This window comes from Duganella sp. CY15W, assembly GCF_009857555.1.
GTDB lineage: Bacteria > Pseudomonadota > Gammaproteobacteria > Burkholderiales > Burkholderiaceae_D > Rugamonas > Rugamonas sacchari.
Genome location: NZ_WWCQ01000003.1, coordinates 314,225 through 327,508, shown reverse-complemented (window position 1 = coordinate 327,508; position 13,284 = coordinate 314,225). Strand labels below are relative to the sequence as shown.

The 13,284-nt window shown below is 63.8% G+C and carries 10 protein-coding genes; 2 read left to right on the top strand and 8 right to left on the bottom strand.

The window, feature by feature from the left end; genetic code table 11:
• Nucleotides 1-56: 56 nt before the first annotated feature.
• The 7 genes from GTP58_RS16470 to GTP58_RS16440 form a co-directional block, all read right to left on the bottom strand.
• Complete coding sequence (locus tag GTP58_RS16470; protein WP_161078384.1) at nt 57-1,418, bottom strand: HAMP domain-containing sensor histidine kinase; 1,362 nt, start codon at nt 1,416-1,418, stop codon at nt 57-59.
• Entirely contained in the window at nt 1,408-2,115 is a 708-nt protein-coding gene (locus tag GTP58_RS16465) for a response regulator transcription factor (protein ID WP_072786024.1), read from the bottom strand. The genes GTP58_RS16470 and GTP58_RS16465 overlap by 11 nt, the downstream gene beginning before the upstream one ends.
• 48 nt (nt 2,116-2,163) lie before the next feature.
• Nucleotides 2,164-3,279, bottom strand: coding sequence for a glycosyltransferase family 4 protein (locus tag GTP58_RS16460; protein WP_161078383.1), 1,116 nt, complete (start codon nt 3,277-3,279; stop codon nt 2,164-2,166).
• 3 nt (nt 3,280-3,282) lie between these two features.
• Nucleotides 3,283-4,449: a glycosyltransferase family 4 protein gene (locus tag GTP58_RS16455; protein ID WP_373924753.1), complete on the bottom strand. Its 1,167-nt coding sequence runs from the start codon at nt 4,447-4,449 to the stop codon at nt 3,283-3,285.
• On the bottom strand, nt 4,446-5,351 hold the full coding sequence (locus GTP58_RS16450; protein ID WP_161078382.1) for a GDP-mannose 4,6-dehydratase: 906 nt from the start codon (nt 5,349-5,351) through the stop codon (nt 4,446-4,448). The genes GTP58_RS16455 and GTP58_RS16450 overlap by 4 nt, the downstream gene beginning before the upstream one ends.
• A gap of 14 nt (nt 5,352-5,365) precedes the next feature.
• Nucleotides 5,366-6,409 carry a GDP-mannose 4,6-dehydratase gene (gene gmd, locus GTP58_RS16445; RefSeq protein ID WP_161078381.1) on the bottom strand — a complete coding sequence of 348 codons (1,044 nt, stop codon included), beginning with the start codon at nt 6,407-6,409 and terminating at the stop codon, nt 5,366-5,368.
• 228 nt (nt 6,410-6,637) lie between these two features.
• Nucleotides 6,638-8,956, bottom strand: coding sequence for an NADP-dependent malic enzyme (locus tag GTP58_RS16440; protein WP_161078380.1), 2,319 nt, complete (start codon nt 8,954-8,956; stop codon nt 6,638-6,640).
• 310 nt (nt 8,957-9,266) lie between these two features.
• Between GTP58_RS16440 and GTP58_RS16435 the strand changes: the two genes are divergently transcribed.
• Together GTP58_RS16435 and thiL are read left to right on the top strand one after the other, a co-directional pair.
• Nucleotides 9,267-9,668: a hypothetical protein gene (locus tag GTP58_RS16435; protein ID WP_161078379.1), complete on the top strand. Its 402-nt coding sequence runs from the start codon at nt 9,267-9,269 to the stop codon at nt 9,666-9,668.
• Between the two features lie 23 nt (nt 9,669-9,691).
• On the top strand, nt 9,692-10,666 hold the full coding sequence (gene thiL, locus GTP58_RS16430; protein WP_161078899.1) for a thiamine-phosphate kinase: 975 nt from the start codon (nt 9,692-9,694) through the stop codon (nt 10,664-10,666).
• On the opposite strand, the gene GTP58_RS16425 is transcribed toward thiL, so the two are convergent.
• Entirely contained in the window at nt 10,651-13,266 is a 2,616-nt protein-coding gene (locus GTP58_RS16425) for an EAL domain-containing protein (protein WP_161078378.1), read from the bottom strand. The genes thiL and GTP58_RS16425 overlap by 16 nt on opposite strands.
• Between the last annotated feature and the right edge of the window lie 18 nt (nt 13,267-13,284).

Sequence of the window (13,284 nt, the reverse complement as noted above, 5' to 3'; positions counted from 1 at the left end):
CACAAGCTTGCGGCCAGATTACGAAATGGTCACATTACGGATTGGATAGTCAGTAGTCAGGCCGGCGCCAGCGGCAGCACGATGCGCGCGACCAGGCCCGGTGCGCCGTCCTCCAGCACCAGCTTGCCGTCGTGCGACTTGGCGGTGGCGCTGACGATGGACAGGCCCAGTCCATTGCCCGGCATATGGCGGCTCTTGTCGAGACGATAAAAGCGCTCCGTCACCTTGTCCAGTTCCCCGTTCGGAATACCGGGGCCGTTGTCATGCACCGAAATCGCCGCATCGCCGTGATACAGGCCCGCGCGCACATGGATGGTGGAACCGGGACCGGCGTATTTGATGGCGTTATCCAGCAGGCTGGCCACCGCGCTGGCCAGCAGGTTGCGGTCGCCCTCCACATCCAGCGAAGCTGGCGCGTCCACCGTCAGCGTGATGTTGTTGTCTTCGGCGATCGCCTCGTACATCTCGCCGATGTCGGCCACCACGCGGCCCAGGTCGAGCCGCTCGAACAGGCGCGCGCGCATGCCGGATTCCGCTTCCGCGATCTGCAGCAGGCGCTCGAACAGCCGGATCAGGTCATCGATATCGTCAATCGCATCATGGGCGGCGGTGGACAGCGTCTGCACCGTCATCTCATGGCGCAGCACATCGTCCAGGCGGCCACGGATGCGGCTCAGCGGCGTGCGCAAGTCATGCGCGATCGAATTGGAGACATCGCGCACGCCCGCCATCAGCAGCTCGATGCGGTCCAGCATGCGGTTGATGTCGCGGTTCAGCAACGCGAATTCATCGTTGCCGGTGACGGGAACGCGCGGACTCAGGTCGCCTGCCTCGATCTGCGCCGCGGTGCGGCGGATCTCGCCCAGACGCGCCTCGATGCTGCCGCGGAACAGCAGCGCGCCGGCGATGGTCAGCATCAGCGAGACGCAGACGCCGGCCGCCAGCGCGCGCCAGATCACTTCGCGCACCGCTTCCTCTTCACTCAGGTCACGTCCGACGATGAGCATACTGCCATCGTCAAGGGGCCGCAGGTAAAGGCGCGCCGGGGTGTTGCGCTCATCGCGCACTACCGACGCCGTGACCATTTCCGGTCCATCCTTGACGTCAGGCCAGGAGCCCAGGTTGCCCACCACTGGCGCCCCTTCGCTGTCCAGCAGCTCAAAGATTTCACGGTCGCTATCGACGCCGTCGCTGAGCAGGCGGCGAATTTCCGCCATCAGCACGCGGCTGCTGCCGTCGCCGACGTGGGTCATCAGCCGCTCGGACTGCGCCATGATCTTGCCGTCGATGTTCTGGTCAATCACGCCGATGGTACCGCTGTAGAACACCGCCGATACCGCCATGATCGAGGCCAGCCCCAGCAGGCCGTAGCCCGCCACCAGCTTGGCCGCGATCGAGGTGCGGAATCTAAACACCATCAAGCTCCGCTTCGTCCGGCGGCGTCACGCCCATGCGGTAGCCGACGCCGCGCAGCGTGTGGATCAGCTGCACCGGGAAGTCCTTGTCCACCTTGGCGCGCAGGCGGCTGATCTGCACGTCGATCACATTGGTCTGCGGGTCGAAGTGATAATCCCACACGGATTCCAGCAGCATGGTGCGCGTCACCACCTGGTTCTCGTTACGCATCAGGTATTCAAGCAAACGGTATTCGCGCGGCTGCAGCGTGATGACCTTGTTGCCGCGCGTGACGCGCAGCGTGCGCAGGTCCAGCCGCAGGTCGGCGACTTGCAACTGTGTACTGTCGGCGCCGGGCGCCGTGCGGCGCAGCAGCGCTTCCACGCGCGCCAGCAGTTCGGAAAAAGCGAAGGGCTTGGACAGGTAATCGTCGGCGCCGCCGCGCAGGCCGGTCACACGGGCGTCGATGGTGGTCAGGGCGCTGACGATGATGACCGGCGTCTGCTTGCCCAGCGCGCGCAGCTTGTCGACGATCGACAGGCCGTCGATACGGCCCGGCAGCATGCGGTCGAGGATGATGATGTCCCAGTCCTCGATGGTGGCGTAGTCCAGCCCATCCGGGCCATTGACGGCGGCCGTCACCGTGTAGCCGGCTTCGCGCAGGCCCTTGCAGATGTAGTTGGAGGTTTCGGCTTCGTCTTCAATAACCAGGCAGCGCACGCGAGTCTCCGGAATTCAGTGATAAGCGCGTATTCTACCTTGGCGGCGTTACCTTGGCTTGGCCGTCAGCTCGCGATATAGGGCGTGGTAGTTCTGCGCCATCCTCTCGGCGGTGAACAGCTCCCAGTAGCGGGCTTCGGCGCGACGGCCCATTTGCGCCGCCAGTTCCGGGTTCTCCCACAGCGTGCGCATGGCCGCGCCCAGTGCTGCCGGATCGTCCGGCGGCACCACCAGGCCGGTGTCGTTGTCGATATTGATGTAGGTGGTGCCGGTGCCGATCTCGCTGGAGATCATCGGCTTGCCGAACATCGCCCCTTCCAGCAGCGAGATGCCAAACGCCTCCGAGCGCAGGTGCGACGGGAACACCATGGCGTAGCTCAGCGCCAGCAGCGCGGCCTTGTCCTCTTCCTCCACCGCGCCGATGAACTGCACATGCGTGAGGCCGAGGCGCTGCGCATGCTCCTTGAGCTCCTGCTCGATCGGCCCGGCGCCAACGATCACCACCGGGTAATCGACGTTGGCCATGGCGTCCAGCAGGATGTGCAGGCCCTTGTAGTAGCGCAGCACGCCGACGAACAGGAAGAAGCGCTCACCGACCTGCGCACGCCATTTGGCTTTCAGTGCTTCCGACGGCACCGGATAAATCGATTTATCCAGGCCGTAGGTGATAGTGCGGGTCTTGTGCGCAAAGCGCTTGAGCACCGGCGACGACGCCAGGTAGTTGGGCGAGGTCGCCACCACCGTATCGACGCTGCGCAGGAAGCAGCGCTTGAGCGGGCTATACACGCGCAGCAGGTTCTTCTGGCGCACGATGTCCGAGTGATAGGTCACCACACTGGGCTTGTTGATGCGCGCCACAAAGTGCGCGATGTCCATGAACGGCCACGGGAAATGATAGTGGATCACATCCGCATCGCGCGCCAGGCGCGCCAGCTTGCGGAAGGCCGCAAACGAAAAGCCGGTCGACGCCACCTCAAAGTCCAGCGGCACGCGGTGCACCGTATGGCCTTCAAATTCGATTTCGGCTGGACCGCTGCGGCTCAGCGTCAGCACTTCGTTGGTCACACCCAGGTGGCCCGTTCCCACGCACAGCTGGCGTATCACTTGCTCGATGCCGCCCCAGGAATCGGGATAATAAGTCTTATAAAAATGGAGGACGCGCATAATTCAGTGTGACAGTACATCGTGATACACGGCCGCAGTGCGGCGTGCGGCTTCATCCCAGGTCAGCTCCAGCGCACGGCGATGGCCGGCGGCGATGCAGCGCGCGCGCAGCGCATCATCGCGCGCCAGCGTCGTCATGGCCGCCGCGATATCGCCCACCGACAGCGGATCGAACTCCACCGCCGCGCCGGCCGCCACTTCCGGCAGCGAGGTCGTTCCTGAGCAGGCGACCGCCACGCCACTGGCAAACGCCTCCAGCAGCGGCAGGCCAAAGCCTTCATGCAGGGACGGGAAAATGAACGCGCCAGCGCCCGCGTACAGGTGGCGCAGCTGGCGGTTGTCGGTCAGCTGGTTCAGCCACACCACATGCTCGCCCTTCTGCTGGGCGGCCTTGATGCGGTTCACCAGGTCTTCGCTACGCCAGCCCGGCGCACCGACGATGACCAGCTGGCGCGCGGAGCGCAGCACCGGCGGCAGCGTCAGATAGGCGTCCAGCAGGCGCTCGACGTTCTTGCGCGGCTGCAGCGTGCCAACGAACAGGAAATACCCTTGGCGCAGCTGATGCTGCGCCAGCGTGGCGTCGCGTTCTTCGGCGCTGGGCTGGTCATGCCATTCGGCGCGCACACCGTGGTGCACCACGCTGATCCGGTTTTCATCCACACCGAAGCACTCGACCAGTTCGCGGATCGAAAACTGCGAACCGGTGATGACATGCTGGGCCTTGCGCGCCGCCTTGATCTGCAGCCAGTTCTTCAGCTTGCGCAGCTTGGGGCGCACCCATTCCGGATGCGCGACCGGCACCGCGTCGTGCAGGGTCGCCACCACCGGGCAGTCCATCCGCACAATGCGGTAGTCGGTGGCATGGAACAGGTCCAGCGGCTGCGCGTCCTTGCCCAGCAGGCGGTTCACGCTCAGGTGCACGGACGACGGCAGGATCAGATCCCCCAGGGCCGCCACCGGATAGGACAGCGGCAGCGCGCGGCTGGCGGTCAGGCGGTGGGCATTGCCGGGCGGCGCAAACGAAAACGGCAGCACTTCCACACCGGCGTGCGGCAAATGCTCCTGCAAGGCGTGGGTGTAGACACCGATGCCGTCCATGCGGCCACCGGTCAGCGCCGGCTCAGTGGTAGTAGCCGACAGGCCGACCCGTAAAGAAGAAGAATGCGTCACGCGGTGTACATCCAGCGCAAAGTGTCTGCCAGCGGCACGATATCAAGGGCGCCGATAACGCCGGCCAGGCGCTGGTTGTCACCCACCAGGCGCACCACCTCATTGGCGCGCACAAAGGCAGGGTTGACGTGGACGTTGATCTTGTAGCCGGCGATGTCGGCCATCATGTCCAGCGCTTCGCCCAGCGAATAGCCGTGCCCCGAGCAGATGTTGAAGGTGGACCCGATCGCTGCGGGCGCCGCCAGCAGCTTGCGGTAGCTGTGCGCCACCATGCGCACGTCGGAAAAGTCGCGCCACACATGCAGGTTGCCCAGCTCGATGTCGCTGGCCTGGCGGCGGAAATGCGAGACGATTTTGGGCAGCAGGAAATTCTCATGCTGGCCAACGCCGGTATAGTTGAAAGGACGAACGACAATCAGCGGCAGCTTGTCCTGCCACAGCCGCGCCATGTATTCCATGGACAGCTTGCTGACAGCGTAATCATTGGCTGGCGCCGCCGGCACCTGCTCGTCGATCACGCCCACATCGGCATTGCCATAGATATTCGCGCTCGACGCCAGCAGCACGGCCGCAGGCTTGTGCGCCAGTCCGGCCAGCGCCTCCAGCAGATTGCGGGTGCCGGCCACGTTGACGCGGTACATCTGCTCGGCGTCGCCGTGGGCGACAAAGGCGATCGCGGCCAGGTGCGCCACCACATCCGGCTGCACCTGCTGCACCACTGCGGCCAGGCCGGCGCGGTCGTTCAGGTCAACCGCGAATTCGCCGGCGCCCGGCGCATGGCCAAGCGTGATGGTGCCGAAGACCTCATAGCCCGCATTGCGCAATTCCTGCGCAACGTAATGGCCGGTGAAGCCGGACAAACCGGTAATCAGGGCACGTTTGCCCGCACCTTCAGCGGCCATGGAGACTCCTTGAGTTAGAACGAGAAGCCCGCTTGATTGCGGCGCAGGTCGGCTTCCACCATCATCTGGCACAGCTGTTCCAGCGTGGTCGATGGTTTCCAGCCCAGTTCCGTGGTGGCTTTGGCCGGGTCGCCGATCAGCAGCTCTACTTCCGCCGGACGGTAGAACTTCGGATTCACGCGCACCAGCACCTTGCCGGTCTTCTTGCAGGTACCGATTTCATTGTCGGCCGTGCCGCTCCACGCCAGCGATACGTCGATCGCCTTGAACGCCATCGACACGAAATCGCGCACGGTTTCCGTGCGGTTGGTGGCCAGCACATAGGTGTCAGGCTGGTCGGCCTGCAGGATGCGCCACATGCCTTCCACGTATTCCTTGGCGAAGCCCCAGTCGCGCTTGGCGTCGAGGTTACCCAGTTCCAGCACGTCCAGCTTGCCCAGATGGATTTTAGCCACCGAATCGGTGATCTTGCGGGTCACGAATTCACGGCCGCGCAGTGGCGACTCGTGGTTGAACAGGATGCCCGAGGAGCCGAAGATGCCATAGGACTCGCGGTAGTTCACGGTCATCCAGTGGGCATACAGCTTGGCCACGCCGTATGGGCTGCGCGGGTAGAACGGGGTATCTTCCTTTTGCGGCACGGCTTGCACCTTGCCGAACATTTCCGAGGTCGACGCCTGGTAGAAGCGGATCTTCGGATTCACGATACGGATGGCTTCCAGCAGATTGACCGGACCGACGCCGGTGATTTCCGCGGTAGTCACCGGCTGCTCGAACGAAACCCCCACGAAGCTCTGCGCGGCCAGGTTATACACCTCGTCCGGCTGCACGCTTTGCATCAGACGGATACTGGAGCTCAGGTCGGTCAGGTCATACTCCACCAGCGTCAGATTCGGGTGCGACTGGATCCCCAGTTCCTCGATACGCCAGAAATTGACCGAGCTGGTGCGGCGATAGGTGCCGGTGACGGCATAACCTTTTTCCAGCAGCAGTTCAGCCAGATAAGCGCCGTCCTGGCCGGTGATGCCCGTAATCAGGGCTTTTTTTGTTTTCTGCATGATGAATGCCTATCCAAATCGTGGGTAATCTTAGTAGCCCGATATTGTAACAGAGCGCTACTTGCGCATTTCTAACGGAAACCCTCGTTTTACATCACTTACATCTTGTTACAGGAGAAATAAAAACGGGGTCAGGTCCGTCATTTCTACACGAGCTGGACTGTAGCGAGCGCTACAGTCCAGCTCGTGTAGAAATGACGGACCTGACCCCGGATGGTTAAAACAAGCTTAGGCTTTGCGCTGGGCCACTGCGTCGACCACGCACAGCGCGGTCATGTTGACGATGCGGCGCACGGTCGCCGATGGCGTCAGGATGTGCACCGGCTTGGCGCAGCCCAGCAGGATCGGACCGACGGCAATGCCGTTGCCGGCGGCGGTCTTGACCAGGTTGTAGGCGATGTTGGCGGCCTCGATATTCGGCATCACCAGCAGGTTGGCGTCGCCGGTCAGGGTCGAGCCTGGCATGATCTGGTTGCGCAGCTTGGAGTCCAGCGCAGTGTCGCCATGCATTTCGCCGTCCACCTCCAGCGATGGGTCGCGTTGCTTGATGAGTTCCAGCGCCGCACGCATTTTCTGCGCCGAGGCGTTGTTGCTGGAGCCGAAGTTGGAATGCGACAGCAGCGCGGCGCGTGGCGACAGGCCAAAGCGGCGCATTTCCTCGGCAGCCATGACGGTGATCGCCGACAGTTCGTTGGCGTCCGGATTTTCGTTGACGTGAGTGTCGACCATCACCAGCTGGCGCTGCGGCAGCACCAGCACGTTCATGGCGGCGTACACGCATGCGCCTTCGCGGCGGCCCAGCACCTGGTCGATGTAGTGCAGGTGCAGCTGGGTGGTGCCGAAGGTGCCGCAGATCATGCCGTCGGCGTCGCCCTTCTTGATCATCATGGCGCCGATCAGCGTGTGGCGGCGGCGCATTTCCAGCTTGGCGTACTCCTGCGTCACGCCTTTGCGGGCGGTCATTTCGTAGTACGCGTGCCAGTAGTCGCGGTAGCGGTCGTCGTGGTCGGGGTTGATGACGTCGAAGTCGACGCCCTGCTTCAGGCGCAGGCCGAACTTGGCGATACGGGTTTCCAGCACGGCCGGACGGCCTACCAGGATCGGCCGCGCGAGTTTTTCATCGACCACCACCTGCACCGCGCGCAGTACGCGCTCTTCTTCGCCTTCGGCGTAGACGATGCGCTTGACGTCCAGCGGCGCCTTTTTGGCCACGGCAAACAGCGGCTTCATGAAGGTGCCCGAGCGGTAGACGAACTGCTGCAGGCTTTCTTCGTAGGCTTGCAGGTCTTTGATCGGACGCGTGGCGACGCCGGAATCTTCGGCCGCCTTGGCCACGGCCGGGGCGATCTTGGTCAGCAGACGCGGGTCGAACGGCATCGGGATCAGGTAGTCCGGGCCGAACGACAGGTTGCTGAAGCCATAGGTGGTGGCGACGATGTCCGACTGCTCGGCGTGGGCCAGCTCGGCAATCGCGTGCACCACGGCGATTTCCATTTCACGCGTGATGGTGGTGGCGCCGCAATCGAGCGCGCCGCGGAAGATGTACGGGAAGCACAGCACGTTGTTGACCTGGTTCGGGTAGTCCGAACGGCCGGTGCACATCACGGCGTCGCCGCGCACGGCTTTGACGTCTTCCGGCAGGATTTCCGGATTCGGGTTGGCCAGCGCCAGGATCAGCGGATTCGGCGCCATGGATTTGACCATGTCCTGCTTCAGCACGCCGCCAGCCGACAGGCCGAGGAAGATATCCGCATCGGGAATCACTTCGGCCAGCGTGCGGGCCGAAGTGTCGCGCGCGAAGCGTTCCTTGTCCGGGTCCATGAGTTCGGTACGGCCCTGGTAGACCACGCCCGCAAGGTCGGTCACATAGATATTCTCGATCGGGAAGCCGAGGTCGACGATGAGGTCGAGGCAGGCCAGCGCCGCAGCGCCGGCGCCGGACACCACCAGCTTGCATTGCTTGATGTCTTTGCCGACCAGCGAAATGCCGTTCAGGATGGCGGCGCCAACGATGATGGCGGTGCCGTGCTGGTCGTCGTGGAACACCGGAATCTTCATGCGCTCGCGCAGCTTGCGCTCGATGGTGAAGCACTCGGGCGCCTTGATGTCTTCCAGGTTGATGCCGCCGAAGGTCGGTTCCAGCGCGGCGATCACTTCCACCAGCTTGTCCGGGTCCGATTCATTGATCTCGATGTCGAACACATCGATGCCAGCGAATTTCTTGAACAGCACGCCCTTGCCTTCCATCACCGGCTTGGCGGCCAGCGGGCCGATATTGCCCAGGCCCAGCACGGCGGTGCCGTTGGTGATCACCGCCACCAGGTTGCCGCGCGCGGTGTATTTATAGGCATTGGCCGGGTCGATGACGATTTCTTCGCATGGCGCGGCCACGCCCGGGGAATACGCCAGCGCCAGGTCGCGCTGGTTGGTCAGTTGCTTGGTCGGCGTTACGCTGATTTTGCCCGGTGTAGGGAATTCGTGGTATTCCAGCGCGGCAACGCGCAGTTGTTGACGAATTGCTTCTTTTTTCTCAGGTGACGAATCCATGCTTTACAGCCTTCCCATATTTTGCGATCGAAGGCCTATGATTTTATCAGACCAATTCTTTCAATTAAGTAGGTATTTTCACGCACAGCAATAACGGTTATCAGCATTTTTTATAGACATGTATGCTGATAGCCGAATTTTTGCGTCAATAAAGTCGGGATAGAGCCAACATAATCAATTTTCCCAGTCTATTACATTTCACTATCGATTGATAAAAATTGATTGAAATTGTCAATATTTCACCATGCGGAGCAGTGCGCGGCGGATTTCGACTAAGCTGATGTTATCAGCCGTTCATCAGGAGAGTGCCATGTCCGCCTTGATCGTTTCCAAGAGCCTGCCCGAACCAGTCGGCGCTTCGCCGCAGGGGGCCGCCTGGCAGCAGCTGCTGCGCTGGCACGAAAACGGGCAGCAACTGGCGTTTGTCTACAGCCGCTCGCTGGGCGGCCTGGTGCAGACCGGCCAGGGCAAGCTGGGCCAGCTCTCGCTGGACGCCGCCACTATCGAGGCAGGCAGTAGCCGGTTGTTCATCGTGCTGGCCGGCGCCACCTATGAGGCGGGGCCGCAGCTGTTCTTCACGCCCAACCTGCTGAGCCGCTTCCACGTCAACGGCGTAGCGGTGCGCCTGGCCAACCATGACTGGCTGTTCCTGTCGGACGAATCGTTGCCGGCCATCGGCATGGAGCACCTGACCAAGCGCATCGAGCCCTGATGGCAGGCAGTACAATACTGCCCATGCTCTCCGAATTTGACCTCATCCAGGAATACTTCCAGCGTCCCCACCATGCCACGCGCGCCGCGCTCGGCATCGGCGACGATTGCGCGCTGATCGCGCCCACGCCCGGCCTGCAGACCGCCATTTCGTCCGACATGCTGGTCGAGGGCCGCCATTTCTTTGCCGGCGAAGATCCGCTGCGGCTGGGCCACAAGGCGCTGGCCGTCAACCTGTCCGACCTGGCCGCGATGGGCGCGCGCCCGGTCGGCTTCACCCTGGCGCTGGCGCTGCCGGCCGCCGACCGCGCCTGGCTGCAAGGTTTCTCGCAAGGCCTGTTTGCGCTGGCGGATGCCTTCAATATCGAACTGATCGGCGGCGACACCACCAAGGGCCCGCTGAATATCTGCATCACCGTATTTGGCGAACTGCGCCCGGGCCAGGCCCTGCGCCGCAGCGCCGCCCGGCCCGGCGACGACATCTGGATTTCCGGCACGCTGGGCGATGCGCGTCTGGCCCTGGCCGGCTACCGGCTGGAACTGCCGCAGCCGCTGGACGCCGCCAGCCAGCGGGCCGCCGCCGTCCGCATGCACACGCCAGTGCCGCGCGTGGAACTGGGCGTGCTGCTGGCGGAACAGGGCATTGCCCACGCGGCCATCGATATTTCGGACGGACTCATCGGCGATCTCGGTCACATCCTCAAGCGCTCCGGCGTGGGCGCCACGCTGGATGTGGATGCGCTGCCGGCCGGCGCCATCCTGGCCACGCAGGACCTCGCCCTGCGCCGCGCCTACACGGCCGCCGGTGGCGATGACTACGAACTGTGCTTCACCGCGCCCGCCTCGGCGCGCGCGGCGGTGCTGGCGGCGGCCGGCAGTGTGGCGACACCGGTCACGCGTGTCGGCACCATCGATGCCGCAGCGGGATTACGCCTGGTCGATGCCCATGGCGCGGCGCTGGACCTCAGGCTGTCCAGCTTTGATCACTTCACGTCCTGAAGCGTCGGCAGCGCGGTGACATCCTCGCCGGGCTGCCCCGCCAGCTTGCCGCTGCCATGCATGAGCCAGTAGTGGTGGAACGCCAGCCGGATGTTGTCGCGCAGCTGGGTATCGTCCCACGGCTTGGTGTAGAAACGGTAGATGGCGCCGCGGTTGATCGAGTCCAGCACCGACTCCAGCCCCGTGTAGCCGGACAGGATGATGCGGATGGTTTCCGGGTACATCTCCTTGACCTTGCTGAGGAATTCCGTGCCGCTCATGACCGGCATGCGCTGGTCGCACACGATCACCTGCACCGCATGCAGCGCCAGCAGCTCGAACGCTTCGGTGGGCGAGGCGGCGGTCAGGATCTGGTAGCCGTCGCGGCGGAACAGCCGGTGCAGCGAGGCCAGCACATTCACATCGTCATCGACAATCAGCAGCGTCTGCGCCGGCTGGCTGGCCGTGCCCGGCGCGGGCGGCACGCTGCGGCCTGACTTCACGAGTTCGCCCAGCTCCTGCGGCGGCAGCGGACGGCTGAAGAAATAGCCCTGGATTTCATCGCAGCGGCTGCGCCGCAGATACTCGAGCTGGGCGCGCGTCTCCACGCCTTCGGCAATCACCTGCAGCTTGAGGCTGTGCGCCATGCTGATGATGGCCAGCGCAATCGCCGCGTCATTGGGGTTGGTGGTGATCTCGCGCACGAAGGCGATATCGATTTTGAGCTTGTCGATCGGGAAGCGCTGCAAGTAGGCCAGCGAGGAATAGCCGGTGCCAAAGTCGTCGATCGCCACCTTGATGCCAATGGCTCTCAGGTTTTTCAGCACAGTGATAGTGCGCTCGGCATTGGACATCAGCGCGGTTTCGGTGAGTTCCAGCTCCAGCAGCTCCGGCGCCACCTGGTGGCGTGCCAGCGCGTCGCGCACCTCCTGCTCCAGGTCGCCTTCGATAAACTGGCGGCTGGCGACGTTGACGGCCACCCGCACCGGCCCGACGCCGTCGCGCTGCCAGGTGGCGATCTGCTTGCACGCGGCGTCGATAATCCACGCGCCCACGCGCACCACCAGCCCGGTATCTTCCAGCACCGGCACGAACTCGGCCGGATACACCAGGCCAAAGCCCGGCCGCTGCCAGCGCAGCAAAGACTCAACGCCGGCCACCGCGCCCGTGAGCAGGTTGACCTTGGGCTGGAAGTGCAGCAGCAGCTCCTGATTGTCGAATGCGCGGCGCAGCGCCAGCTCCATGTCCAGCCGCGCCAGCACCTGCACGTTCATGCCGGCGGTGAAGAAACGGTAGTTATCGCGGCCGGCCTGCTTGGCGCGCTCCATGGCGGTTTCCGCGTAGTTAATCAGGGTTTCCGGATCGGTGGCGTCGTCCGGGTACATGGCAATGCCGATGCTGGCGCTCAGCACCGCCTGATGGCCGTCGAGTTCGAACGGCTGGCGCAGCGCCTCGCGCACTTCATTGGCGGCGTTGACGGCGTCCTGCTGGTCGCGGCTCATGGTCAGGATCAGCGCGAACTCGTCGCCGCCCAGGCGGCCCACCGTGTCGCGGATGCGTACCCGCTGCACCAGCCGGTTGCTGAACTGGCGCAGCAGCTCGTCGCCGCGCGCACCGCCCAGCGTGTCGTTAATGCTACGGAAACGGTCCAGCCCGATGAACAGCACGACGATGCGCCAGGACTTGTCCTGCGCCAGGCCGATGCAGTCGCCCAGCGATTTATAGAACAGCGTGCGGTTGGGCAGGCCGGTCAGGCTGTCGTAGTGGGCCATGTGCTGCAGCAGTTCCTCCGCCTGGCGGCGTTCGCTGATGTCGCGCGCCACGCCCAGCATCACGGATGGCTGGTCGGGGCGCTGCAGCAGCTGCCAGTACAGCTCCACGGGCACGGCGATCAGGTCGCGCCGCATGAGTTCCAGTTCGGACAGTTCGGGCGAGCGGGACGGCCCGACAGCGGCGGCATAGTCGGCCAACCGTTCGGCGTGCGCGCGCAAGTCGGCCGGGGCGCCCAGGCCCAGGCGGCTGGTGCTCGGTCCCAGCATCTCGGTGCGTGGGTAGCCCAGCATGCGGCAGGCGCCGTCATTGACGTCCACCACTTCGGCGCTGTCGGCGTCAAGCAGGAAGATGGCGTCGGCCGTGGCGTCCATGGCGCTGCGGAAGCGTTGCAGCTCGGCGGTCCGCTCGCGCACTGTCTGTTCAAGCCGCGTGTTGTAGCTGCGTTCGCGCGCGTGCAGCAGGCGCATCTCCAGCATATTCCGGATCCGCATCAAGGTTTCGATGGGATCGAACGGCTTGCTGATGAAGTCGCGCGCGCCCGCTTCAAACGCGCGCATCTTGTGATCGGGCTGGGCGGTGACCACCAGCACCGGCAGCCAGCCATCCGGCTCCAGCGGTTTCAGCGCCTCCATCACCTCAAAGCCGCTCATGCCGGGCATTTGCAGGTCGAGGATGATGAGGTCGTAATGGTGCTGGGCATGCCAGTCCGCCACCACGCGCGGATCGGTGGTGGCGCTGACCGCCTTATAGCCGGTGGAATTGAGTAAGTACTCCAGCAATTCGACATTGACTGGCTGATCATCAACGATCAGGATACGGGCGTAATTTATATCGTTCGGGCTGATCATGACGCCTCCGTCAGGTTC